Annotated in this window: 28 protein-coding genes and 1 pseudogene; 11 read left to right on the top strand and 18 right to left on the bottom strand. The window is 70.5% G+C overall.

The window, feature by feature from the left end; all coding sequences use genetic code 11:
* Positions 1–118: 118 nt before the first annotated feature.
* Together O7610_RS16340 and O7610_RS16335 are read right to left on the bottom strand one after the other, a co-directional pair.
* Positions 119–1,143: pseudogene (locus tag O7610_RS16340) on the bottom strand (carboxylate-amine ligase).
* A gap of 57 nt (positions 1,144–1,200) precedes the next feature.
* Complete coding sequence (locus tag O7610_RS16335; RefSeq protein ID WP_281551604.1) at positions 1,201–2,367, bottom strand: M20/M25/M40 family metallo-hydrolase; 1,167 nt, start codon at positions 2,365–2,367, stop codon at positions 1,201–1,203.
* Positions 2,368–2,560: 193 nt separating this feature from the next.
* Here O7610_RS16335 and O7610_RS16330 point away from each other — a divergent pair, with 193 nt between their 5' ends.
* A complete protein-coding gene (locus O7610_RS16330; protein ID WP_281551603.1) occupies positions 2,561–3,106 on the top strand; it encodes a carboxymuconolactone decarboxylase family protein in 546 nt (181 codons plus the stop codon).
* Positions 3,107–3,147: 41 nt separating this feature from the next.
* Here the strand turns inward: O7610_RS16330 and O7610_RS16325 are convergent, their stop codons facing one another.
* Positions 3,148–4,053 carry a hypothetical protein gene (locus O7610_RS16325; RefSeq protein WP_281551602.1) on the bottom strand — a complete coding sequence of 302 codons (906 nt, stop codon included), beginning with the start codon at positions 4,051–4,053 and terminating at the stop codon, positions 3,148–3,150.
* Between the two features lie 181 nt (positions 4,054–4,234).
* On the opposite strand from O7610_RS16325, the gene O7610_RS16320 reads away from it, so the two are divergent.
* The 3 genes from O7610_RS16320 (at position 4,235) to O7610_RS16310 (ending at position 6,899) form a co-directional block, all read left to right on the top strand.
* The gene (locus O7610_RS16320; protein ID WP_281551601.1) at positions 4,235–5,080 is read left to right on the top strand and encodes a maleylpyruvate isomerase mycothiol-dependent enzyme family protein; all 846 of its coding nucleotides are present in this window, start codon (positions 4,235–4,237) and stop codon (positions 5,078–5,080) included.
* 154 nt (positions 5,081–5,234) lie between these two features.
* Positions 5,235–6,494, top strand: a complete 1,260-nt coding sequence (locus O7610_RS16315; RefSeq protein ID WP_281551600.1) for an extracellular solute-binding protein — start codon at positions 5,235–5,237, stop codon at positions 6,492–6,494.
* A gap of 36 nt (positions 6,495–6,530) precedes the next feature.
* Positions 6,531–6,899: a hypothetical protein gene (locus O7610_RS16310; RefSeq protein ID WP_289211307.1), complete on the top strand. Its 369-nt coding sequence runs from the start codon at positions 6,531–6,533 to the stop codon at positions 6,897–6,899.
* Between the two features lie 12 nt (positions 6,900–6,911).
* Here O7610_RS16310 and O7610_RS16305 read toward each other — a convergent pair whose 3' ends face one another.
* Positions 6,912–7,595 (bottom strand): DsbA family oxidoreductase, encoded by a 684-nt coding sequence (locus tag O7610_RS16305; protein WP_289211306.1) that lies wholly within the window; start codon positions 7,593–7,595, stop codon positions 6,912–6,914.
* A gap of 345 nt (positions 7,596–7,940) precedes the next feature.
* On the opposite strand from O7610_RS16305, the gene O7610_RS16300 reads away from it, so the two are divergent.
* Complete coding sequence (locus O7610_RS16300) at positions 7,941–8,642, top strand: helix-turn-helix transcriptional regulator (protein ID WP_123603638.1); 702 nt, start codon at positions 7,941–7,943, stop codon at positions 8,640–8,642.
* Positions 8,643–8,704: 62 nt separating this feature from the next.
* On the opposite strand, the gene O7610_RS16295 is transcribed toward O7610_RS16300, so the two are convergent.
* The 9 genes from O7610_RS16295 to O7610_RS16255 form a co-directional block, all read right to left on the bottom strand.
* Entirely contained in the window at positions 8,705–9,043 is a 339-nt protein-coding gene (locus O7610_RS16295) for a hypothetical protein (protein ID WP_281551597.1), read from the bottom strand.
* Between the two features lie 102 nt (positions 9,044–9,145).
* A complete protein-coding gene (locus tag O7610_RS16290) occupies positions 9,146–9,658 on the bottom strand; it encodes a hypothetical protein (RefSeq protein ID WP_289211305.1) in 513 nt (170 codons plus the stop codon).
* Between the two features lie 106 nt (positions 9,659–9,764).
* Positions 9,765–10,718, bottom strand: a complete 954-nt coding sequence (locus O7610_RS16285) for a hypothetical protein (RefSeq protein WP_289211304.1) — start codon at positions 10,716–10,718, stop codon at positions 9,765–9,767.
* The gene (locus O7610_RS16280; RefSeq protein WP_289211303.1) at positions 10,715–11,101 is read right to left on the bottom strand and encodes a hypothetical protein; all 387 of its coding nucleotides are present in this window, start codon (positions 11,099–11,101) and stop codon (positions 10,715–10,717) included. The genes O7610_RS16285 and O7610_RS16280 overlap by 4 nt, the downstream gene beginning before the upstream one ends.
* Positions 11,102–11,156: 55 nt before the next feature.
* The gene (locus O7610_RS16275) at positions 11,157–12,023 is read right to left on the bottom strand and encodes a hypothetical protein (RefSeq protein ID WP_289211302.1); all 867 of its coding nucleotides are present in this window, start codon (positions 12,021–12,023) and stop codon (positions 11,157–11,159) included.
* Positions 12,024–12,185: 162 nt separating this feature from the next.
* On the bottom strand, positions 12,186–13,214 hold the full coding sequence (locus O7610_RS16270; RefSeq protein ID WP_289211301.1) for a hypothetical protein: 1,029 nt from the start codon (positions 13,212–13,214) through the stop codon (positions 12,186–12,188).
* On the bottom strand, positions 13,211–14,095 hold the full coding sequence (locus O7610_RS16265) for a hypothetical protein (protein WP_289211300.1): 885 nt from the start codon (positions 14,093–14,095) through the stop codon (positions 13,211–13,213). The genes O7610_RS16270 and O7610_RS16265 overlap by 4 nt, the downstream gene beginning before the upstream one ends.
* Before the next feature lie 613 nt (positions 14,096–14,708).
* Positions 14,709–14,960, bottom strand: a complete 252-nt coding sequence (locus tag O7610_RS16260; protein WP_289211299.1) for a DUF397 domain-containing protein — start codon at positions 14,958–14,960, stop codon at positions 14,709–14,711.
* On the bottom strand, positions 14,957–15,736 hold the full coding sequence (locus tag O7610_RS16255; protein WP_289213634.1) for a helix-turn-helix domain-containing protein: 780 nt from the start codon (positions 15,734–15,736) through the stop codon (positions 14,957–14,959). Before O7610_RS16255 ends, O7610_RS16260 begins: the two co-directional genes overlap by 4 nt.
* A gap of 125 nt (positions 15,737–15,861) precedes the next feature.
* Between O7610_RS16255 and O7610_RS16250 the strand changes: the two genes are divergently transcribed.
* Together O7610_RS16250 and O7610_RS16245 are read left to right on the top strand one after the other, a co-directional pair.
* Positions 15,862–16,137: a hypothetical protein gene (locus tag O7610_RS16250; protein ID WP_289211298.1), complete on the top strand. Its 276-nt coding sequence runs from the start codon at positions 15,862–15,864 to the stop codon at positions 16,135–16,137.
* Positions 16,127–16,384: a hypothetical protein gene (locus tag O7610_RS16245; RefSeq protein WP_148083556.1), complete on the top strand. Its 258-nt coding sequence runs from the start codon at positions 16,127–16,129 to the stop codon at positions 16,382–16,384. The genes O7610_RS16250 and O7610_RS16245 overlap by 11 nt, the downstream gene beginning before the upstream one ends.
* Before the next feature lie 94 nt (positions 16,385–16,478).
* Here the strand turns inward: O7610_RS16245 and O7610_RS16240 are convergent, their stop codons facing one another.
* On the bottom strand, positions 16,479–16,886 hold the full coding sequence (locus tag O7610_RS16240) for a VOC family protein (RefSeq protein ID WP_123603619.1): 408 nt from the start codon (positions 16,884–16,886) through the stop codon (positions 16,479–16,481).
* 165 nt (positions 16,887–17,051) lie between these two features.
* Here O7610_RS16240 and O7610_RS16235 point away from each other — a divergent pair, with 165 nt between their 5' ends.
* Positions 17,052–17,417, top strand: coding sequence for a hypothetical protein (locus tag O7610_RS16235; protein ID WP_148083555.1), 366 nt, complete (start codon positions 17,052–17,054; stop codon positions 17,415–17,417).
* Positions 17,414–17,941, top strand: a complete 528-nt coding sequence (locus O7610_RS16230) for a DUF6036 family nucleotidyltransferase (RefSeq protein WP_289211297.1) — start codon at positions 17,414–17,416, stop codon at positions 17,939–17,941. Before O7610_RS16235 ends, O7610_RS16230 begins: the two co-directional genes overlap by 4 nt.
* A 21-nt stretch (positions 17,942–17,962) precedes the next feature.
* Here O7610_RS16230 and O7610_RS16225 read toward each other — a convergent pair whose 3' ends face one another.
* From O7610_RS16225 to O7610_RS16210, 4 genes are all read right to left on the bottom strand, one after another.
* Positions 17,963–18,379, bottom strand: coding sequence for a helix-turn-helix transcriptional regulator (locus O7610_RS16225; protein ID WP_281551577.1), 417 nt, complete (start codon positions 18,377–18,379; stop codon positions 17,963–17,965).
* 80 nt (positions 18,380–18,459) lie between these two features.
* Positions 18,460–19,536, bottom strand: a complete 1,077-nt coding sequence (locus tag O7610_RS16220) for a hypothetical protein (RefSeq protein WP_289211296.1) — start codon at positions 19,534–19,536, stop codon at positions 18,460–18,462.
* Positions 19,537–19,547: 11 nt separating this feature from the next.
* The gene (locus O7610_RS16215; protein ID WP_289211295.1) at positions 19,548–19,952 is read right to left on the bottom strand and encodes a hypothetical protein; all 405 of its coding nucleotides are present in this window, start codon (positions 19,950–19,952) and stop codon (positions 19,548–19,550) included.
* A gap of 63 nt (positions 19,953–20,015) precedes the next feature.
* Positions 20,016–21,203, bottom strand: a complete 1,188-nt coding sequence (locus O7610_RS16210) for an NHL domain-containing protein (RefSeq protein ID WP_289211294.1) — start codon at positions 21,201–21,203, stop codon at positions 20,016–20,018.
* 103 nt (positions 21,204–21,306) lie between these two features.
* On the opposite strand from O7610_RS16210, the gene O7610_RS16205 reads away from it, so the two are divergent.
* On the top strand, positions 21,307–21,885 hold the full coding sequence (locus O7610_RS16205; RefSeq protein WP_281551573.1) for a hypothetical protein: 579 nt from the start codon (positions 21,307–21,309) through the stop codon (positions 21,883–21,885).
* Between the two features lie 76 nt (positions 21,886–21,961).
* Positions 21,962–22,369, top strand: a complete 408-nt coding sequence (locus O7610_RS16200; protein ID WP_281551572.1) for a restriction endonuclease subunit S domain-containing protein — start codon at positions 21,962–21,964, stop codon at positions 22,367–22,369.
* Positions 22,370–22,373 lie beyond the last annotated feature (4 nt).

Below are 22,373 nucleotides of genomic sequence, written 5' to 3'. Positions count from 1 at the left end.
GGGACCGTCGCGACGTTCTGCACGGGGACCTCCTGGACCGGTCGGGCTGTGCTTCCAGGATCACCCACCGCAGGCCACGGTGGTTGCCCTGGATTGCCGTTGTCCCGTACCTGTCGGCTCAGCTGGAGGTGCACTCGGCCAGGTAGTCGACGACGGCGGCCAGCCCGCCCGGCCGCCGCGCGGCGAGCCGCTGCCGGCGGGCGCCGGTGCCGTCGGCGAGCAGCCGGTCCACCCCGTCGACCACCATCCGGTGGGCGTGCTGGGCGTGCAGCTGCGGCTCCACCGCCGCGACCAGGTCACCGATCAGGTCGGCGGCCGGCCGGAGCCGACCGGTGCCCGGGTCCAGGCCGGCGCCGTCCAACCCGTCGCGCGCCGCCCGCCAGTACGCCACCCGCAGCAGCTCGTCCGGTACGTCGGGCGCGGGCACCCCCTGCTCGACCAGCGCCGACAGTCGGGTCACCAGGGCGCGGACCACGGCCGCGTACAGCGCGGTCTCCTCGACGGTGAGCGCGGCGTCGGCGACTGGGCCGCCGAGTCGAACTTCGGCGGCGGACCGGCCACCGGCCAGCGCGGCCAGGTCATCGTCCGCCAACTGGCGTAGCCGGAGTCCCGGTTGTCCCAGAACGGCGAGTTCGCCGTGAGGGTCAGCAGGACCGGCAGGTACGGCCGCAGATGGTTGCCGACCTGCACCGCCCGCTCCCGGTCAGGCATCTCCACGTGCACATGCAACGCGCAGATGGCCAGGTCGTCGTGCAGGCCGCGGAACGTCTCGACGCCCCGGTCCTGCCGTGGACCGGTGGTGATCGGCGGCGGCACCGGCCCGGCGACGGCGGCCGAACCGGTGGCCACCAGCCGCAGTCCGCGCTCCCGGGCGCACCCGCCGGCGACCTTGCGGGCCTCGGCCAGCTGAGCCGCCAGCTCGGTGGGCCCGACGCACGGTTCAGTGCGGGTCTCCACCTGCAGCGGGGTGATCTCCCCGGCCACCCGACCGGGCAGCCGGGACGTGGCGCCGGCGACGACCTCGGCGGCGCGCGGCACCGGGGCCCGGCTGCCCGCGTCAACGACGAGGAACTCCTCTTCCACCCCGAACCGGGGGGCGTTGTACCGGGAGGCGATGTCCGGCTGTCGGCTGGTCGGACTCATTGCGGCAGCGACCTCCACGGCTGGCTCGACGTCGGCCGCGGTCCGGCCGTCCGGAGCCTAACCGGTGGGCGCGTGGTCCCGTGACGTCGATAGTGCACTAAGCCGACGATCGTCCATAATGTCAATGATCATCGCAGCCAGCAATGCCGTCCTGTCCGACATCTGTGACAGGTCCGCCCATTCGCTACGGGCGTGCGACCCGCCGCCGACCACCCCCAGGCCGTCCAAGGTGGGTATGCCCATCGACCCGGTGAAGTTCGCGTCGGACGCGCCCGGTGCGCGTACCCCGACCAACGGTGGCAGCCCCATCCGCTGCCCGACCCGCTGGGCCACCTCCAGCAGCGGCACCGCCACCGACTCGGGCAGCGGGTACCGGTTCACCCCGCCGTCGACGTCGAGCGTGGCGTCGGCCAGCCGCGTCGGCAACGTCCGGATCATCCGGTCCACCCGGTGCAGTTCATCGCGGGTCCAGGCCCGTACGTCGACACTGAACTCGGCCGTCTCCGGCACCTGGTTGGTCATGACGCCGCCGTGCAGCACGGTAGGTGTGACCGTGGTGCCGTCGGCGGCCAACGACCGTACCGCCAGCACCTGATGGGCCAGCTCGACCGCCGCGTTCACCCCGCGGTGCGGCTCCACGCCGGCGTGCGCCGACCGGCCATGGACGGTGATCCGGTAGACCGAGCCGCCCTTGCGGGCCACCTTCAGCCCACCGTCCTCACTGCTCGGTTCGCCGACCAGCACCACCCCGGACCGGCCGGCCTGCTGCTCGATCAGCGGCCGGGAGGTCGGCGACCCGCTCTCCTCGTCGCAGGTCAGCAGCAGGCCGACCCGGGACGGGTCGGGCAGCAGCGCCAGCGCGCCGAGCAGCTGCACGATCCCGCCCTTCATGTCGCACACCCCCGGCCCGGTGGCGATCGGGCCGGACACGGTGAACGGCCAGTCGGTGACGGTGCCCGCCGGCCAGACCGTGTCGTAGTGGCCGAGCAGCAACACCTGCTGATCGGCCGCCGGCCAGAGCAGGTGTGGCAGCCCGTCGCGGACGATCCGCCGGGCCGGTCGGCCAAAGACCTCCCTGCCCCAGGCATCGAGCAGGTCGGCGCAGTCGTTCAGCAGCCGGACCGCGCCCGGCGGGGACTCGGCGGCCACCAGTGTGCCGAGTCGCCGTACCATCTCCGTCGCCTGGCCCCCCGCAGCGCGCCGGAGCTTGTCCAAGTCAGCCATGCGGCGATCGTGGCACCGGCTCTGAGCCAGCAGCAATCCGCTAGCGTGCCCACCTCATCGCTGTGCGTGTTGATCCTGGGTGGTGCGACCGACCGGGCACTTTAGAAGAACCGCGCCGGCCGGCGGCCCGGCATCATCCCTGTGGGACCGGGCCGCCGACCGGCGGCGGCCGACCGCCGCAGGAGGGCGCCGGATGGCATACATCGATCTTGGTCTGGACGAGACGGAGCACCCGGGGATCACCGGCCTGTTCCGGTACCGGCCGGAGACCGCCGCGCCGCTCGGCGCGCTCGCCGATGTGCTGCTGCACGCGCCGCACCCGACGCTGAGTCCGGGGGAGCGCGAGCTGATCGCCGCGTACGTGTCCGAGCGCAACGAGTGCTCGTTCTGCTCCGCGTCGCATTCGGCGTTCGCCGCCGAGCAACTCGACGGTGGAATGCCGATGGTGCAGGCGGTCCAGGTGGACGTCGACGGCGCCGCGATCACGCCGAAGCTGCGCGCCCTGCTGAAGATCGCCGGCGCCGTCGCCCGGTCCGGCCGGCAGGTCGACGCCGCGCTGGTCGACGCCGCCCGAGTGGCCGGCGCCACCGACCTGGAAGTCCACGACACGGTGCTGATCGCGGCAGCGTTCTGCATGTTCAACCGCTACGTGGACGGACTCGGTACGGTGCTGCCGGCCGACCCGGGCGTCTACGCCGAGCGGGCGCAGCAGGTGGCCGCCAACGGATACGGCGGTTGACCCTGCGCACACGTCACCCGGTCACTGCGGCCGCCGGCAGGTCAGCGGCTGTTGTACGGCATGGTGGGGAACCAGCCGTAGTCGAACATCGCCGGCAGCCGCACGTCCCAGTAGACGACCATGAAGACACCGAGCGCGATCAGCAGCCCGCCGGTGACTGCGGCGGTCCGGGCCGGGTCGGCGGCCAGCCAGCGGATCAGCCCGCCCCGGGTGACCATGACGAGCAGCGCGAACACCGCCGAGACAATGACGATGTTGCCCAGCGACTGCAGGATGAACGCGCCGGCGCCGTACAGCGGGTTGCCGCTGTCCACCGCCCAGACGAACAGCTTGTTGAACAGCGGGTACGGCCGGCCGATCAGGAAGCCGCCGACAAGCGCACCGAGGGTGACCACCCGGGCCACCGGGCGGCGGGCGAACGGATCCGGCAGTACGCCGATCGCGGCGAGCCCGAGGTAGGCGAAGGCCAGCCCGATCAGCCCGAACACCACCATGGACTGAATCAGGCGTACCGGCAGCCCGCCGACCGAGCCGGTCGACAGCTGCGGCAGCCGGTCGCCGAGCAGCACCCCGATGAAGCCGTACGCCCCGGCGACGGCGACCATGCCGAGGGTGAGCCAGCCGATCGGCCGCAGCAGGCTGCGCAGCCCGGCGCGGGTCGCCGCGCCGCCGCTGGCCTGGCTCATCGGACCGATCGACGCGGCCATCGCCACGTTACAGGCGGTGAAGGTGCCGGCTAGCCCGGTCACGAACGCGAACACCAGGCCGGCGCCGGTGCCGCCGATCGCGGTCGCCTTGGCGTCGTGGCCGAGCAGTGCGTTCGCGACATTGTCACCGATCACGTGGTCGACGAAGTCGTACGACCAGAGCACCGCGAGCAGCACTCCGGCTGCGGCGCCGAGCAGCACGATCCGGGTCCGGGAGACCGGGGCCGGATAGCCGGACACCGGTGGGATGATCTGGGGCTGTGGAGACCCACTCCTGGAGATGGTCATGCGCCGATCATTTGTGCGGCGGGAGCTGCTGTCCTCTCAGATCTTGCCCCGCTCGGTGCCGTTCGACGCGGATGACGCCCAAGACGGCAATCCGCGACAACTCCGCGACACCGGCAACGGCCAGGATTGAGCTATGCCGGTCACCTCGGACCAGTGGCGGTCCGCCGCCACCTCCGCTCCAGACGTGCTACGACGGCTGCTCACCCTGGTGGACGGCGTGCCCGCCGCCCACCCGGTGACGGCCCACTGGAGCCTCGCCGACACCATGGCCCATCTGGCCACCATCACCGCGATGGACATCGCGCTGGTCACCGGCGGTGTCCCGAACCTGCCGGTGCCGGAGATCAACGAGCTGCGGGCGACGACGACGGTCGACACCGTCGCCGAGATGAACCGGCGGGTGCTGGCACAGTTCACCGAGCGCGACGTGCCGGCGTTGTCGGCCCGGTTGCGCGCCGACGTCGCGGAGCTGACCCGGCTGGCCGACGCGGCCGACCCGGATCACGAGGTGAGCTGGCTCGGCGCCGCCCAGCTGCCGGTCGCCGGTCTCTACTCCCATCTGCTCAACGAGATGAACATCCACGCCTGGGACATCGCCCGGTCGGTCGGCGGACGCTGGCACACCGACCCGCACCAGGCGGCGCTGTTCGTCGACGTCTTCCTGGCTGGCGTCACGCGCTGCGGCTACGGCCGGCTGCTCGACCACGACCGGCCGGTCCGCACCGGGCGGATCTCGGTGACCTTCCACCCGCGTACCGGTGGCCCGACCACCCTGGCGCTGGTCGACGGCCGGGTGCTGCTGGAGCCGGTCGACCCGAGGCCGGACGTACGACTGCGCTACGACCCGGCGACGTTCAACCTGATGCTGTTCGGCCGGGTGGGCCGGCTGCGGGCGGCGCTCGCCCGCAAGGTGGCGGTCGGCGGTCGGCGGCCGTGGCTGCTGCCCACATTCATGTCGACGATGCGACTGCCGTCCTGACGTGCATCCCGTCTCGACGCGTATCCGTCGTGGTCACCCTGACCGCGCTGGGTAACAGCCTTGACGCAGAAGCGTAGTGTGACGTACACAACCATCGCTGTTCGTCGATCGTGGTGGGAGTCACCGTGATCGGCGGCGGAGGGAGCGTACGCCCATGTCCGACCCGGCGCCGTACAACCGGCGCTCATTCCTCAGCGGAGTGATCGCCACCGGGACCCTGGCCGCGGTCGCCACCTACGCCGCCCCCGGCGGCCGACTGCAATCGCGGGTCGAGCTGCGACTGTCCACAGGCGGAGACCCGACCGGCGCCCGAGACCTGCTGGTGAGCATGTGGAACGAGACAAACCCGCAGACCATCGTACGGGTCGACCCGATCGACAGCGGCTCCGGCGACGAACGCCGGATCATGCTGGAGAAGGCCGCCGCCGGTGAGGCCGACCTGCTCAACCTCGACATCGTCGACGTGCCCGAGTTCGCCACCAACGGTCTGATCGAGAAGATCCCGCCGACCGGCGGGCGGCAACTCATCACCCCCCTCGACCAGGTCAGCCGGGTGCCCGACGAACCCGGCGTGTACTGGGCCGCGCCGTTCAACACCGACGTCGGCATGCTGTTCACCCGGCTCGACGGCGACTCCACCGAGGCGCCGCCCCGCCGGCTGCCCGACCTGCTCGCCACGATCCCGGACGGGTCGCAGCAGTTCGTCGGCCAGCTGCGCCCCAACGTATCGGCGTTCTACGAGGCGTTCGTGGTCAACGTCCTGGAACACGCCGTTGCCGAGCGACCCGCCGTACTGAAACCACCGGGAACGCCCGGTGTCGAACGGCCCGCCGACCGGATCTCCACCGACCTTGAACTGTGGAAGGCCGCGCTGAAGCCGTTGAAGGACGCGATCGACGCTGGAAAGGTGCTGACATCCGGCGGCGAGCCCGAGTCACTCGAGGCGTTCGGCGCGGCCGACTCCACTATCCGGTACCTGCGCAGCTGGCCGGTCGAGTACCGCAAGCTGCAACTTGCCGGCAACCGGGACGTGGCAACCGGGCGGATCCGGGTCGACCCGCTCAGCCAGGGCATCCTCGGCGGCCAGAGCCTGGCCGTCGTCGCCGGTTCGCGGTACGTCGACCGTGCCCTGGCGTTCATCTCGTTCGCCACCAGCGAAGGTGCGCAGAAGATCCTCGCCTCGCACGGCATCGCGCCGACCGCGATCGGCGCGTACAACGACCCGAATCTGCGGGCCTCGATCCCGCACCTGGTCAGAGTGCGCGAGGCGGTGGAGAACTCGCTGCCCCGGCCGGTGCACCCGGGTTACCGACGGTTCTCCGACGTGGTCAAGGAGCATGTCGAACGGTTTCTCTACGAGGACCAGGACCTGTCGCCACAGTTCACCACGGAGATGGCCAGTGCGCTGGCCTGACCCCGGGGCCGGCGGCACGGTCCGGAGAGGTACGTCGTGCAGATAGAACCATGGCACGTCCCGCTGCTGGTGATGGCGGGCATCATCGTGCTCGAACTTCTCGCCGTCCTGGTGCTCCGCGACGCCGGACCGGCGGTACGGCAGTTCCTGCGCACCGCCGGCCTCGGCACGCTCGCCCTGGTGCTGCTGGTCGTCGTCGTGGTCAGCATCGGCCCGTCGCTGGCCGACCAGCTGGCCAGCGTCGCCGCCGCGATCGCCGGTATCGCCGCGCTGTGGCTGACCTACCGGTCACACCGGCCGTCGGCCGCGCCGCCGACGGTGGCCGAGCAGGCCCGCACGGCGGAGCCCGGCGGCGGCCAACGATCCGCCGGGGAGGACGGCCGCGACCGCCAACAGGCGGGCTGATCCGCCCGTGGGCTACACCGCCGCGCTGTGGGCGGTGCGCAGCGCGGACGCGAACGTCTCGACCGGCTGCGCCCCGGAGATCCCCCACCGGTCGTTCAGCACGAAGAAGGGCACCCCGGTGGCGCCCAGCCGGCGGGCGGCCCGGGCGTCGGCTTCGACCTCGGCGGCGTACCCGTCGCCGTGGACCACCTGCTCGGCGCCGGTCCGGTCCAGGCCGACCTCGACGGCGAGCCGGACCAGGGTCTGCGGGTCGTCCAGCACTGCGGCTTCGGCCAGGTGCGCCCGCATCAGCCGCTCGTGCAGCGGCCCGCCCAGCCCGTTCGCCGAGGCGAACTGGTTCAACCGGTGCGCGTCGAAGGTGTTCACCGAGACCGCGCGGTCCAGTGCGTAGGTCAGGCCCTCGGCGACGGCCAACTCGCTGACCCGCTGAGTCATCGCCCGGACCTGGGCCGGTGACCCGCCGGTCCGGCGGGCCAGCATCTCGGGCACCGGCAGCGGCTCACCGTGCGTGGGGTCCAGCTGGAAGCTGCGCCAACGCACCTGCACCCGGTCGGCGTACGGGAACTGCTCCAACGCGGTGTGCAGCCGTCGCTTCCCGATGTAGCACCAGGGGCAGATCACGTCGGACCACACGTCGATCCGGACCAGGGGGGTGGCGGCGGCGTCGGCCCGGTCGCCGGTCGTTGAGGTCGTCATCGTCACCTTCCAGGCCCGGGTTGGTCCCGCCGAGGGTAACCGGGTGCCGCGTCGCCGCCGGGGCAACGTGCGAGACACCCTCGTCGGTGACACCCTTCGGGACACATTTCCGGGGTACTGCCCAGTAACAGGTGGAGCGGCCGGCGCTCGGCTGACACGATGACGGCGCATCAGGTGGGTACGCACCGACCAACTGGGCCATGCGCAGCGAGTTGTTTTTCAACTACAGTGCGCGATAACCGGGCCTGAAGTGGGAACAACCGGGCCCAAGCAAGCAACAACCGGGTCGAAGCAAGCAGAAAATGGACTGCCGAATGAGCAGTCGAGCCGGGCAACGTACCTTTTGTGGAGACTGCCAGCATCACCAGCGTTGCCCGTACGGAACCCGGCCTGGCAGCCGGCGCCGACCCCGACCTGATCGGTGGGCTCCGGCTCCGGCCCGACGCCCGGGCCCTGCAGCTCGACCGGTACGGCCGGGTGGTGCGCGTCTCGGCCGGCCTGACCCGGTGGATCGGCTGGTCGGGCGCGCAGCTCGCCGGACGCCCGTTCGAGCTGGTGCTGCACCCGGACCGGCGGGCCTGGTTCCGCCACCGGTTCAGCATCCTGCTGACCGACGCGTACCCGCACTTCGTCGGCCTGGCCGAGGTGACCACCACCGACGGCCGCCTCGCCTCCAGCCACATCACCGCCGTGGCGGTCCGCGGGACGGAGCCGCCGGCCGACTCGGTGCTGGTGCTGCTCACCCCGGAGAACCGGGTACGCCGCCCGCAGCTGACCGAGGTCGGCGCCCGGGTGCTGGAAGGGCTCGCCGGTGGCGCCTCGACCGCCGAGCTGGCCGCCAGCCTGCATTTGAGCCGCAAGGGCGTCGAGTACCACGTGACCGCGCTGCTGCGCCAGGCGCGAGTGACCAACCGGACCGCGTTGGTCGCCTGGGCGTACCACTGCGGGGTCCTGGTGCCCGGCAGCTGGCCGCCCCGGCTGGCACCCGAGGCCCGGGAGCAGGTCCGCCCGCGCGCCCGGACCTCAGCCGCCGCCCAGCACGCGTAGGCCGGCAGCGCCGACGGTCCGGCCTGGCTCAGGTGCCGGCCTGGCTCAGGTGCCGGCCTGGCTCAGCGGCGGCCCCGGCCCGGCGGCGCCAGCGGTGAATAGCGGATCCGCGGCCCCGCAGCCTGCTTCACTGGGGTCCGCTTCGGTCTGATCCGTTCCGAGTGTGCCTGCTCCGAGTGTGCCTGGGCCGCACGGGCCTGGTCCGGGTGGCGGGCGGCCCGGTGCCGCATCAGCAACCAGACACCGAGACCGCCGAGCAAGGCCCCCATCAGGACCGCCAGCACCAGCCGCACCGTGCCGCCGAAGACGATCTGCCCGAGTGACGCGCCGACGATCCACCGGGCGATCCACGCGCCGACCGTCGACTCCGCCACCGGACTGGTGCCCGCTGCAACCGGCATGACTGCCTCCCCTGACCACGGTATCGATCCTTGGCGTTCCCGTGCAGGCCAAGCGGAAACCATGTCGGCAACTTGACGGCGGTCACACCCCTGCCGGCCGGACTATCCGGCCGTACCGTAGATGGTGTCCTTCAAGGAGCGGACCTGGGCAAACTGGTCGCGGATCAGTGCGGTGGCGGCCTGCTGCACGCGTACCGAGAATTCGTCCTCCCGGAACCGGCGCAGGCTGCCCGGCACGATCCGCACCGTCCAGTCCCGCATCCCGCGAACCTCGATCTGCACCGAACCGTCGTCGGACCGGCCTTCGGCGACGATACCGCCCCGGGCCGACTGGTAGTCGACATCGCGCGGCCCGACGGGCGGGTCCTCGCCGGACACCGGGGTGCCGAGCGCCTCGCTGACCGCCGCCCAGTACGCCTTCATCCTGCCTGCCCACAACAGCCGGCCCAGCCCGGCCAACTGCTGCTCGACGTAGCGTTCGTCAAGCCACTGGTAGCGGCCGGCGGCGAAGGCGACCCGTACGCAGTCGCGGCCGCGCAGCTCACCGGAGATCGCGCCGCCCGGCGCGACTGCCGTCACGTGCATGTTGTCGAGCCGGTCTGCCAGCAGTCCCACGAGATCCGTTCCCCCAGTCTGTGTCGTCGAAGTGGGTGTGTGGAGAGGCGTTGTGGATGGTCGAGCTAAACGGTCGAGGTGGGGCGGTCGAGGTGGGCGGTCGCCGTCAGGTCGAGTAGCCCATGAACAGCGGCCCGGTCACGTCTGACTGGGTCGCGTCGGCCAGCGCCGGCCGTTTCGCGACGAAGCTGTCCCGCTGCTGCGCCACGGCCTGGCAGCAGCTGGTTAGCGCGTGGGCGATCTTCTGCTCCTGCTCGCCGATGTAGCCGTGCAGCAGCCGGATCGCATCGCGCATCGAGTCGACGACCGCCGGCGCCGTCTCACCCTGGAACCGGACCGCCGGCGGGTCGTCGGGCACCCCGGCAGCCGCCACCTGTGACGAGGCCCCGACAGCGGTCAACCCCAGCGAGAGCCCGAAGCTGACCGGGGCGAGCGCCACACCGGCCACCGCCGCCACTGACGACACCACGGTGAAGGTCATCACCCACTCGTTCTTGCCGCAGTCGTCCATCCGGTCCAGCGCGGTGATCGTGTCGTGGGCGATCTTGTCGATGTCGTCGCGCGCCCGGACCCAGATCTCCCGCTCCGCGTCCAGCGCCGCCCTGAGGACCGCGATCCCCATGAACTGGTTGTAGACGATCGACGGGAACGGGGAGATGAAGTTGCTCTTGAACTCCATCGCGGCCCGACCCGTCCAGCTCTCGATGTGGCTCTCCGCGTCGAGCATCTCGTCGAGATCGTGGTTGGCGCGGTAGGTGCGCCCACTGACCGGATCATCCGACACCCAGCCAGACGATAGTTCCGCCAAGGACTTGTCGAGCTTGCTCCGGTGACTGTCGAACGCTGCTGGGTCGGGCATCTCGGCGAACGCCTGGAACAGCTCCGGAATGTCGCCGAACATCTGCTCGACCCGTTGGCGGGACTCCTGTTCACCGTGCCGCGGTGCCAGTTGCGGTTCACCGGCCGGGGCTGCCGGGCGCGCCCCGGACTCGGTCAGCGCCTTCAACGTCGCCTGCTGTTGGATCTCGTACGCGTGCTGCATCAGGTTGTCGAAGCTCATCCGATGTCGGCCCTCGGCTCACCGTTGACCTCCAACAACCGGGCGAACTCACTGGCCGCTTCGTAGTCGGCACGGGCGTACTCGACGGTGGCGACGCAGAGTGCGTCCGCCGTCGCCTCGATGTTGTCCGCCGTGTCGTGGCAGATCTTCGCCAGGAGGTCGTGCAGCTCGACCCATGGTTGGTACGCCGGACCGTACGGCACCCCGGGCAGATTGCCCGAGCGGACGAACGCCCCGGCGACGCCGACGGCGGCAGCCTCGAGGACGTCGCCAGCCGTCGAGTAGACCGCCGCCACGGTGGGGAGATTGTCCCGGCCGGCACGCCAGAGCCCGTACAGGTCTGCGCCTAACCTGGTGCCGCTGTTGGGCTCACTGTTCGTCACGTGATCCTCCCTCTGCCCGTCGAGTGCCCGTCGAATGGCCGACCCTGTCAGCCGGTTAGTTGAAGGGAGCTGCCGTCGACCACCCCGGCGAACTGGGCGCGGGACCGAAGTCGCAGTAGGGGTAGCTCTCGGTCCGGGAGTCGTCGATGTTCGACGGAATGCTGTCGGTGATGAACGTCAGCTGCTCTGCCTGGTCCGGGTCGCACCGGCCGGGTCCTTTGTCGCCGTCGATGCTGCCGCCGACGATCTGGCCGGTGGTGTCCCGGAAGATGGTGCCGACGCCCCGGGTGAACAGCCCGGTGCAGTACGGCGACGCCATCCGGTAGTACACGATCCCACTATGCGACTCCGCGTCGACAATGGTGGTGCGGTCGTGCGTGGTGGTGACGTCGGCGACCTCGTCCGGTCGGTGCTCGACCCAGGTGGTGGCGCCGACGGTGGTGTCCACCTCGACCTGGTCGGCGGCGTCGGCCGCCTCGTCGACGTACACGGCGGTGCCGACGCCGGACCGGGCACCGGGCAGCAGCAACGGCACCTCCAGCAGCACCGTCCCGCCGCCGTCTCCGACCACGACGGTGTCGCCGGCGCCGTCGCGCACGTCGAAAGAGACCCGGGTGCGGTAGGCGACGTACCCGCTGGTGTTCTCGACGATCACCCCGATGCTCGCGGTCGCCGAGCCGGGTCGACGCACCGGCGGGACGATCGTCACGCCGGATTCGACGACCCGCAGCCCGCCGCCGTCTGGTGCCTCGGCGGACGGGCCGGCGGTGCCGGTGAGTGGGCCGTCGGGTGCCTCGATACAGGACGCTGCCGGGTCGGGCTCCGAGTCGGGTGAGCAGGCGGCGGTGACGGCGGCGGCCGCGATCAGGACGACGGCGAGCGCCGCCGGCACGGTTGGCCGGAGCCGGATCGATGCGGGCATGGCGCGCCTGTTCCCCACTCTTGAGCCGATGGACTGCCGCGGTTACCCCAACGTACTACATGGACACATTCCGTAGGTGGTGCAGGGAGGTTGCGGTGACTCTAGGTGAGGATGATCAGTCTGCTGAGCTCCTGTCGTCAATCCGTCACTTTCCGGTACGGCTCAGTCGGCGATCGCCTGCTGGCCCTGCCGCAGCGCGGCGGCCATCGCATCCCGGTATCCGGACAGTTCGGCACCGTGCCGGTCGACCGCAGCGTCCAGCGCCTTCTCCCACGCCAGCCGCTGCGCCGCACGCAGGCCGGTCCGGTCGGCACATCCGGCGTCTGCGACGGCGAGCCCGATCTCCTTCTCCCGGGCCACCTCGGCCGGCCACGGGCCGCCCTCCGGCACCGGACCGCCCGGCCGCTCACCGACCGGGTAGTGGAAGTACTGGGCGAAGCGCCGGGCGTCCGCCGGGTCGAGCAGCTGCGGTTGGCCGGCCTGCTGGAGGCAGTCCGACCAGGCGGCCGTCGCCGAGGTCACGGTCGGATCGGCGGCGTAACCGGCGCGTGCCGCCTCGTCGATCACGGTCACCGGGCTCGGCGGCGCGGCGACCTTGCCGTACACAGCGGACCGGGCCTCGCCGACGCAGCCGCCGAGCGTCGGGTTGCCAGCGTCGTCGGTGAGCGTCTCGCCGTCTGCGGCACCGGTCAGCGCCTCCTGGTAGCGGCGCTCCTCGGCCGGTGACGGCCAGGTGAACCGTTCGGTGGTGGCGCCCGCACCGGCATTGGCATCGGCCTCGCCGGCGGTCTCGGCAGCTCGGATGCCGTACCCGTTCGCTTCTGCCTCGTCCAGCGTCGGTGACTGCTGCGGTGGCACGACCGCCGGCCCGGGAAGCCCGGCCGGGAGCTGGGCGGGAAACCGGTCGATGCCGGCGTCGCGCAGGCATGCTTCGGTGAGCCGGCCGACGACGGCACGTACCTGCGGGTCCATCTCCAGCGTGGCGGCGAGCAGCGGATGCTGGCCCGACACCGGATCGGATCCGGCGGGCTGCCCGCCCGAACCGGCCGGCGACTCGGCTGCCTCGTCGGATGTCGACGGCTCCGGTGAGCAGGCCGCCAGCATCGCCAGTACGCCGACCATCGCGGCGGTGGGCAGCAGCTTGCCGAGGCGTTCGTGGTGCAGCATGTTCAGACCGTCTCCGTTGATCATTGTTGCGGGTCGTCAGGGGGCGCGCAGTGCTGGTAAACCTCGGTCCGAGTGTCGGCTGCGGCCGGCGGCAGACTGCTCGGCAGCAGCGTCGACCCGGGGTGCCGGCCGGGCAGGCAGGCGGACGGCGAGACGGTGGGGTCGAAGCCCCCGCCGACCACCGTGCCGGCCTCGTCGCGGAACACCGCGCTGGTGCCGACTGAGGTCCACTTTTGGCAGTACGGTGAGTGGGCCTCGTAGGTGACCGTAGCGTCAATCTGGTCCGTACCGTGCCGCCGGGTCTCCAGATGCCGGGTGGTGATTCCGCCGGCCGTGGTTGCCGCAGCAGCGTCTACGGCCGCGTCCCGGGTCGCATCTGGCGTGTTTGCCGTCGCCGTCGCCGTCCAGGTCGCGCCGGAGACGGTGGCGTTCACCCGGGCGACCTCGACCCGCTGGCCGTCCTCGGACCGGATCCAGAACTGGCCGCCCACGCCGATACGTTCGCCGGGGAGGATGACCGGGATCTCCCGGGGCTGGTCGAGGATCGTGGTGAGGACTGCGGACTCACCCGCACTGTCGAGGACGTTGAAGGTCACCAGGGCACGATGCGCGGTGTGCGTGCTCGTGTTGGCGACGACGGCGCCGATGCTGACCATGGAGTTGCGGGTGATCGGTGCCGAGCTGCTGCCGAGCTGGGTGAAGCCGGACTCGACCACGTCGAGCCCGTTGCCGTCCGGCGGAACAGTCGCTGTCGCTTCCTCTGCCGCCGATGGTGTCGCTCGATCCGGCGGTCCGACGCACGGCGCGGTGGGGGTTGCGGTCGCGTCCGGCTGACCCCGCATCTGCAGGGCGACCGCCGCGCCGGCGGTCACCACCGCGACGAGCACCACTACGGACAGAGGCATGAGGATCTTTCGCCTTAGTCGGCTGGGATCAGGGGCATCCACGGTCGGTGTGGCCATGAAGCGTACTCCCACTTTCCAATGCGGACTGAAGGCGGCTCTGCCACGGTACAGCCTGGCAACCGTCGATGCCGACCGCAGCGCGTCCGGCTGCTCGCCGTCCGGCGCGGGTTCGGTGGGCGGCGTGCCGCTCGTCACGGCTCCCGGGGCAGAGTGTTGCCACAGTCTCGATGCCACAGGTGCATCAAGATGCGCCTGTGGCATCAACCCCGAAGGCATACCAGCCCGCCGGTCGGTATCGCTGCGTACAACTTCGGGCGGCCGGGGTGGTCCGTCGGTCAGCTGACTCCGCACGCCACCACCCACGAGCCGGTCTCGGCTGCGAGCGCCAACATGGCGTGGAGCTCTCCGTGTACGACCTCGCCCTTCACCGACTCGAGAAGTCGGCCCCATTTGGGGTGCGGGGCGGCTGCTGTTGGTGTCGGCCGACGCGCACCCATGGACAGCGGAATCCGGTTCCTGGGCCAATCAAGTCAGAAGGGATCAAGCCGCGAGCGCCGGTCGCCTCGCCAGCGGTGGGCTGGCGGGGCGCCTGGCTGTGCACGTACGGGTGGGGTCAGCGGGCGGGGGTGTGGGTGAGGAAGGTGGTCCAGGCGGTGGGGGAGAAGGTGAGGGTGCCGCCGTCCCGGTCCTTCGAGTCGCGGACCAGGACCCGGCCGGGCAGGTTGCCGGCCACCTCGACACAGTCGCCTCCGCTGTCGGTGGAGCGGCTGGACGTGCGCCACACAGCGGCCACTTCGACACAGTTGCCGCCGGTGTCGGTCGACCGGCTGGATTTGCGCCACTGCAGACCGTCAGGAGTCGTCATGGCGTCAGCCTATATTTTGCGATGATGCGAAGCGACGCGCTGGTGGAGGCGGCGTCGCCGAGCAGGCAGTCCCACTTCCGGTTGAGTAGCTCGATCGTCTCCTCGTCGTCGGCGACCTGGCCACGGGCAACATTCTCCAGGTAGGCGGCTGGATCGACGTCGGGCAGTTGGGCGAGGACGAAGCCACCGCCGAGGCCCACGTGCGCGCCGACCTCGGTCGGAAGGATGTGGATCCGCACGTTCGGTAACTTGGCTACCTCCTGCAGGTGCTGGAGTTGCCGGTCGAGGATCGCGTGGTCACCGATCGGCCTGGCCAACATCGATTCGTCTAGGATGAAGACGCACTCCGGCGGGTCGTCGCGGGTCAGTAGCTCCTGCCGTTCCATCCGGACCCGGACCAGTTCCTCCACCTTGGCTGGCGTATGCAGCCCGCCAGCGGAGATGACGGCTCGGGCGTACTCCTCGGTTTGTAACAGGCCCGGGATGACCGTCGGTTGAAAGGTGCGGAGACGCCTGACTTCGGACTCGATCTTGCGCCAAGCGATGAACCAGGCGGGGGTGCGTTGGCGTTCGGCGCGGTCCAGCAGTTCGGTCAGCAAGCCGCCGGTGTCCAGGGCTACGTCGGCTTCTTCGGCAAACTTGAAGGTCGGCTTGCGTCGGCCCGTCTCGATCGCGGCAATCGTCGACGCACTCCAATTGATCTTTTCGGCGAGCCCGTCCTGGCTTACTCCGGCGGCGACCCGCGCTGCTTTGAGCGCGCGTATCCACATGATCATGTCCACCGCTTACCCCTCCGTACGTGAGTGATTTCACGGGTATGCCGACCCATCCTTACGGGGGAGTGCCGGTGGAGTCCAGAGTGTTCGCAGGAGAAGTTTCCGAGGATCAGCGGAGGGCAGAAATGAGCGTCCTGGTGCCAGGCTCCCAACCGTCGGCCATCCCCGAGTTGAGCGAGGAGCAGACCCGTGACGTCGCCATCCGGTACGCGACAAGCGTCGTCACCGACCACTGGCCTTCACTAGAGTGGGCCGGCTGCCCGGTCTGCCTGACCGACGGATGCCGCCCGATGGACACCGCACTGCAATTTCTACGCGTGGAAGACTTCAGGGCGTACGAGCGGTTCGCCGAGCTGCTGCGCGGCGGCAAGCCGGTGGAAATGATCAACAATGAGAAATGACCCGCTGGTCAAAGTCGGCGACACGGTTTCGCTGAATACCGGCGACTACTGCTACGGCCTCGGTCGGCTCGTGCTGCGGGTCACCCGGGTCGACGACGGGGCGCAGCATCCGGGGATCGAATGGGTCCATCTGGTCGGGGTCGAGGTCGTCGGCGGCGAGGACCAACGCTTCCGCTCGATCGTCGTACGGGCGGACGCGCTGCGCCGCCCCGGCGCGGTGACCCGGCCGGCCCGTCGCCGCCCGTGAAACTCGTCGAGTGGAGGGCTGAGGTACGTAACCTCCGCCGAATTGCGTACCCCAGCCCTCCACTCGACGCGCGGGTGGCGCAGCGGCGGTGCGACTACTGCGGCAGTCGCTGCGAGAAGCGGATGTTGTTGCCGGACGGGTCGCGGACACCGCAGTCGCGTACCCCGTACGGCTGGTCGATGGGCTCCTGCATGACCTCCGCCCCGGCGGCCCGGACCCGCTCGAACGTCGCGTCCACGTCGTCGACCAGGAAGATCAGCCCGCTGAGCGAGCCCTTGGCGAGCAGCAGCTCCAGGGTCTCCTGGTCGGCGGCGCGACCCATCGCGGCGACTTCGAGCACGATCTCGACGTCCGGCTGTCCGGGCGGGCCGACGGTCAGCCAGCGGACGCCCTCGAACGGCACGTCGGTGCGGACCTCCAGGCCGAGCACGTCGCGGTAGAACTTCAGTGCCTCGTCCTGATCGCGGACGAGCAGGAACGTGTGGGAAAGCTTGATTGTCATGCCAGCGACGCTACGCCGGCCGGCTGACCTGGGCTTCTCCAAACCGACTTGATACTCCGGCCGGTCCTGGACAGGCCGTCGCCCGGTAGCCTGAAGCTGATGGTGCCGAAGTGATGCCGAGGTTCGGAAAGTGAGGTTCGCGTTGTGGGTACCGGCTACGAACCGATGAGTCTGGCAGTGCTGGCCAGCCATCTGGCATCCACAGACGTCGACCAGACCCGGTGGAAGTTGGTGTGGGAGTTCCTGGAGGAGTTCCGCTGGGAGCCGGCGGACACCAGGGTGACGCTGCTGCTGGACGAACCGGAGCAGACCGGGGACGAGCGGTGGGACGCGCTACTCGCGGCACTCGCAGAGCATCTGCTCGCTCAGGCGGACGTCGCCCCGCCGCAATGGGCTGAGGCGCGGGTGCTGCGCCGACCATGGTTTCCTGCCGAATTGGCAGTCCACCGGGCAGATGCGTTGGCGTGGGCGCCAGCCGCCCTTCGCAAGCATGGGGTGTACCTGTCCGTCCACGACCTGGCAGCGGCGTGACCGGCTCAGACGGCGTCCTGATGGGGCGCGCGGAACTTGAGCGAGCGTTCAGTAGCCTGGGTGATCGGCTCGTCCGTCGAGGGGTCGTTGCTGACATCTTCGTCGTCGGTGGTGCCGCGATGGCGCTGGCCTATGACGCAAAACGGGTGACCAGGGACGTCGATGCGATGTTCGTGCCGCACGGCGTCGTTCTCGACGAGGCGCGTGCGGTGGCCGACGAACTAGGACTGCCCCCGTGGTGGCTCAACGAGCAGGCCAGTGTGTACGTGTCTGGCAAAGAGGACCCGGGGCGACGGCGGGTCTTCGACCATCCCGGCATTCGCGTCATGGCGGCTTCGCCCGAGCACATCTTCGCGATGAAGGCTCTCGCGGCACGGGCACGCGACGTGGACGACCTTCGTACCCTCGCTGCACTGGCCGAGGTCGCGACGGTGGACGATGCCGTGCGGTTGTGCCGTGACTTCTATCCGGACGAGGCGATCTCGCCACGAGCCATGGGCGTGATCCGTGAGCTGTTCGGTTAGCTCCAAGCCTCGTTTCAGCCGTCAATGAACAGTAAGGCGCAGCGCGGCCGGGCGGGTCGGGCGGGTGACGGCCTTGACGTAGCAGGCCGGGATGGCCGCGCTAGCGGCGTGTGACCTGGCCCGGTACGCGCTGGGCGACTCGCCGACCAGCTCGGTGAAGCGGGAGCTGAACGAGCCGAGCGAGGTGAACCCGACCGCCATGCAGACGTCGGTGACGCTCAGGTCGCCACGGCGCAGCAGCGCCTTGGCCCGCTCGACCCGCCGGGTCGACAGATAGCCGTACGGGCTCTCGCCGTAGGCGGCCCGGAACAACCGGGTGAAATGCGACGGCGACATGTACGCGGCCCGCGCCATCGCCGGCACGTCCAACGGGCGGGCGTACTCCCGGTCCAGCAGGTCCCGGGCCCGGCGCAGTCGGACGGCTTCCTCGACGTTCACCCGGTCAGGGTGCCACGCCCCACCGACATCCGGCTTCGTCGTTCAGCCCGACGGAGTCAGGTCAGTCTGCCGGGGTCAGGTCAGTCTGACGGGGTCAGGCCGCGCCGGATGTCGGCGGATGAGGCTCCGTGCAGGTCGGGCCGGTTGACGCCCAGCTGCCCGACCACGTTGCGGGCGGCGGCCACGTCCTGGTGCAGTCGGGTGAGGGCGTCCGCGACCTTGGTTTCGTCGTCGACGTACTTCTCGTTCTGCTTGGTCAGCGCCCGCTGCACCGCGACTGCGATGTCCTGCGCGGTGGTGCCGCCGATCTCGACGGGCTCGGCGTCGCTGCCCACCTCCAGCCCTTGCGCCAGGGTGCTGGTCGAGATGATCACCGCGCCGACCCAGGCTGCCATGCCGCCGGTGGTGGCGATCAGGGTGCCGGCGGCGATGCCGACCAGGGTGCTCCAGGTGTAGCTCTTGGCTGACTTGCCGCCCGCGCCGAGGTCACCAAGGGCCGCGATCGCCTTGTCTAGCAGGTCGAGGACGGCCTTCCGCTGGGCGATCTTGCTGATCTTGTTGGCTTCCAACAGCTCCTTGGCGATGCGGGCGGCGGCGGCCCGACAGGCCAGCCCGTTCTCCAGCGGGGCGACGAAGTTGCCGATGAAGGTTTGCTGGAACGAACCCTCCCAGTGGTTCTCCATCTGGTCGCGGACGGTCTGCAGGCCGGTGAGCCCCATGTCGCGGTTGCCGAGCTCGCCGGCTTCGGCAACCGATCCGCCGAACATCGCGGCGATCTTGCCGAGATTGTCGATGGCCAGGTTGGCCTCGTCCGGGTCCGGCATCAGGTAGCTATTGAAGGTGGGGACAACCCAGGCGTAGTGTTCGTTCTCGATCGCATACTCCCACTGCCTGATCTCCGCCTCGGCGAGGACCACCTCCTCGTTCGGCAGCCCGGGGCCTTTGTTGATGACGACGGAGAACGCCCCGGAGGTGATGGTGTACGCCCGCCGGTCCGGGTTGGCCTTGTTGTATTCCTCCAGCAGCGCATCGAGGTAGGAGTTCAGGTCCTGCAGGGTCTGCCGGACGAACTCCTGCCGCAGCTGCTCAGCCTTCTCGGTCAGCTCCGGCACGAAGCTCGGATTCGCGTACTCGGCCGGGGTGTCGGCGTTGCCCATGGTCGCCCCCTTCAGGAAGCGTCGGGCCGGCGTGGGGCGGGGATCGGCGTACCGGGGTCGTCCTCGGACCCCGGTGCCGGCGGCGCGATCGCCGGGTCGGTGGAGTTGCGCCACGGGTCGGCGAGAAGCGACTGAAGCTCGCTCGCGGCCTGCGCGTCGGTCGCCTCGTACGCGAGGCGGGCGTCCCGTACGGCGGTCGCGCCGTCCAGCACCACACCGCCGATCTCGGCGTACATGTCCTGCAGTTCGTAGCGCAGCGTGTTCCACATGGTCAGGGCGAAGGTCAGCCCGGATGCGCCGTCCGCCGCCGCGACCAGCCGGTTCGCGTCGTAGTAGACGTCCGCCACGCGCGGCAGCAGCGCCTCAGACACCCGCCACAGCGCGTACAGGTCACCACCGGTGACATCCTCCGGCATCACCATCACCCCCGGTCGATGGTCGATGGAGCCGCTCCGGCGATGTGCCGAGCGGTCGTGCGTTCATGCTTTGCGGCGGCGTACCGCGACGACCGCCACCAGCAGCGTCACCGCGACCGCGACCCCGGCGGCCAGCACCCACCACGGCCGTACCGCGCCGTCGGGATCCGCGTCGCCGCCGTTGCCCGGACCGGCGGCGGAGATCGCCGGCAGCTCCAACCGGTACACCTTGTGCTGGAGCGGGTCCACCAGGTAGCCGAGCTGGTCGTCCACCATGGCCAGCGGGCCGGCGAACGACGGATTCGCCAGCAGGGTCTCCACCCGGCTGTCCGGGTGGAAGCGGTAGAGGCCGTCGTCGGTCGACAGGTACCGGGCGTTCGCGGTGACGGCCAGGTAGAGGTTGCCCTGCCAAGCACCGGCGGGGATCTCCGCTGACTGCGATTCGGAGTACGTCCACCGGCTGTCGCCGTCGCGGACCACCGCGCGCATCACGTTGTCGGACAGGCCGTACAGCAGGGTGCTCGCCACCCAGCGGCCGCCGTCGGGGTCGTCCGCCGTCGAGATCGGCGCGTACGGGAAGGTGAACCTCACCGCGTCGCCGCCCGCCACCAGCCCGACGTCGCCGCTGCCGATCAGGGTGTCGATGACGCCGTCGGCGTTGATCCGCCGGACCCGGTAGTTGCGCAGGTCGCCGAAGACCAACCCGCCGTCGGCGTCGACGGTCAGCCCGCTGACGTCGCGCAGCTGCGCCTCGACGGCCGGCCCGCCATCACCGGCGAACCCGGCCCCGTTGCCGCCTGCCACCAGGGTCACGTCGCCGTCGGGCGACAAAGAGAGAATCCGGGCGTTGCCACTGTCCCCGATGTAGACGGTCCCAGCTGCGTCGACCGCCAGACTGCTCGGATAGCTCAGGGTGAACTCGCCGACGGGGACGGTGCGGATCACGCCGTCGGTGGATATCGCCCGGACGGCCCCGTTGCCGGTGTCGGCGACGTACACGACCCCGTCCGGCGTGACGGCGACCCCACCGGGCTGGTTCAGCGCCGCCGCCGTGGCAGGACCATCGTCGCCGGAGTACCCGGCCTCACCGGTTCCGGCGTACAGCGTCGCCGTCGATCCGTCGGCCGGAGCCGCCTCGGCCGCCAGCGGCTCGACCGGAGAGACCGCGTCGGCCGCCAGTGCCGGCAGCGGGATTCCGACTGTCGCCGTTGCGACGAGTGCCGCAGCGAGCCCACGCGCAGTTCGTTTCACCGCCTAGTCCTAACACAGTGTGGCAATCGACTGTCGTCTCGTTGCCGTCGCTGTCCGGGGCGGATTTCGACGGTGGCCAGGTGACCTGCGGAGCGGGGGAGAGATGAGCGAGCCCGACCTTGACCGCCGCCCGCCGATCTCCGCGTCGTCCCCGGACGGTGCGATCTGGGCGGACACCACCGACGGTACGGACTTGCGGATCAGCTTCAGCTACGCGGCGTACGGTCGCTACACCGACGACACCCTCGCCCACCAGCTGAGCCGGCTCGGGCAGGCGATGTGGGTCGCGTTCCAGCGGTCCCAGGACGATCTCCACGAGCGACGGTCGGCGTCGTTCCGGGTCGTCGTCGACCCGCCGGCCCGACCCGAGCAGACACCAGGGCAGGCCGCGTACGCGCGGGCGCTCAACGAGGTGGTCGCGTCCGGCGGCTCACCGGACGGTTCGATCACGGTACGCACCACCGGCGCCCTCTCCTGGACCGTGCAGCTCGCCGAGGGCACGGTCACCCGGCTGGGCGAGAGCGCGTTCGTCTCGCAGCTGACCGCGGCCGTGCAGGCGATGCTGGCCGACCGGGAGCGGAAGATCGCCGCGTTGAAGGCCGAGTTCCTCGACCTGGGGGTGCCGAAGCGCTGGACCGCCCTGCTGCACCAGCTCCGCGAGCAGAACCGCGCCGAGCGTTGACGACGGCTTGCACGTCTGTCAGACGAGCCCGGCGGGGTCAACGGGATGAGGTGGGGGTCTGCCAGACGGTGGTGGCGTGCCAGTCGCGCAGGAACGCGCTGACCAGGTCGTCGGTCGGGAACCCGCCGCCCGGGTGCTGGACAGCGGCGGCGCGGTGCTCGGCCCGCAGCTGCTGCTGTTCCGGGTCGACCCGGCGCGGGTCGACCCGTACTTCCTGGCCGGGTTTCTGCGCGCGGCGCAGAGCCGGACCAGTGGTGCGGTGCGCAGCTCGTCGGCGTTGGCCCGCACCGACGCCCGACGGGTGGTGATCCCCCGACTACCGTTTGCCGAGCAACGCGGCTACGGTGAGGCGTTCCGGCGGCTGGTCACCTTCGAGGACAGTCTCCGGCGCACGGTGTCGCTGGGGGAGGCGTTGATCCGGCAAGGGTTCGCCGGGCTTGCCGACGGCACCCTGCGACCACCGTCGACTGCTGCGGAGAGGTAGCGAG

The organism is Solwaraspora sp. WMMA2065, from assembly GCF_030345075.1.
Classification (GTDB): Bacteria; Actinomycetota; Actinomycetes; order Mycobacteriales; family Micromonosporaceae; genus Micromonospora_E.
Note: the sequence above shows the minus strand (reverse complement) of the source record. Positions and strands in the feature narration are given on the sequence as shown.

Coding starts and splice junctions, on each gene's coding strand:
- O7610_RS16205 (WP_281551573.1), top strand. CDS start 21,307: ATGAGCGAGCCCGACCTTGACCGCCGCCCGCCGATCTCCGCGTCGTCC.
- O7610_RS16285 (WP_289211304.1), bottom strand. CDS start 10,718: ATGAGCTTCGACAACCTGATGCAGCACGCGTACGAGATCCAACAGCAG.
- O7610_RS16295 (WP_281551597.1), bottom strand. CDS start 9,043: ATGCCGGTTGCAGCGGGCACCAGTCCGGTGGCGGAGTCGACGGTCGGC.
- O7610_RS16245 (WP_148083556.1), top strand. CDS start 16,127: ATGAGAAATGACCCGCTGGTCAAAGTCGGCGACACGGTTTCGCTGAAT.
- O7610_RS16305 (WP_289211306.1), bottom strand. CDS start 7,595: ATGACGACCTCAACGACCGGCGACCGGGCCGACGCCGCCGCCACCCCC.
- O7610_RS16270 (WP_289211301.1), bottom strand. CDS start 13,214: ATGATCAACGGAGACGGTCTGAACATGCTGCACCACGAACGCCTCGGC.
- O7610_RS16250 (WP_289211298.1), top strand. CDS start 15,862: ATGAGCGTCCTGGTGCCAGGCTCCCAACCGTCGGCCATCCCCGAGTTG.
- O7610_RS16255 (WP_289213634.1), bottom strand. CDS start 15,736: ATGATCATGTGGATACGCGCGCTCAAAGCAGCGCGGGTCGCCGCCGGA.
- O7610_RS16220 (WP_289211296.1), bottom strand. CDS start 19,536: ATGGGCAACGCCGACACCCCGGCCGAGTACGCGAATCCGAGCTTCGTG.
- O7610_RS16275 (WP_289211302.1), bottom strand. CDS start 12,023: ATGCCCGCATCGATCCGGCTCCGGCCAACCGTGCCGGCGGCGCTCGCC.
- O7610_RS16320 (WP_281551601.1), top strand. CDS start 4,235: ATGCCGGTCACCTCGGACCAGTGGCGGTCCGCCGCCACCTCCGCTCCA.
- O7610_RS16260 (WP_289211299.1), bottom strand. CDS start 14,960: ATGACGACTCCTGACGGTCTGCAGTGGCGCAAATCCAGCCGGTCGACC.
- O7610_RS16215 (WP_289211295.1), bottom strand. CDS start 19,952: ATGCCGGAGGATGTCACCGGTGGTGACCTGTACGCGCTGTGGCGGGTG.
- O7610_RS16335 (WP_281551604.1), bottom strand. CDS start 2,367: ATGGCTGACTTGGACAAGCTCCGGCGCGCTGCGGGGGGCCAGGCGACG.
- O7610_RS16240 (WP_123603619.1), bottom strand. CDS start 16,886: ATGACAATCAAGCTTTCCCACACGTTCCTGCTCGTCCGCGATCAGGAC.
- O7610_RS16330 (WP_281551603.1), top strand. CDS start 2,561: ATGGCATACATCGATCTTGGTCTGGACGAGACGGAGCACCCGGGGATC.
- O7610_RS16235 (WP_148083555.1), top strand. CDS start 17,052: ATGAGTCTGGCAGTGCTGGCCAGCCATCTGGCATCCACAGACGTCGAC.
- O7610_RS16265 (WP_289211300.1), bottom strand. CDS start 14,095: ATGCCTCTGTCCGTAGTGGTGCTCGTCGCGGTGGTGACCGCCGGCGCG.
- O7610_RS16315 (WP_281551600.1), top strand. CDS start 5,235: ATGTCCGACCCGGCGCCGTACAACCGGCGCTCATTCCTCAGCGGAGTG.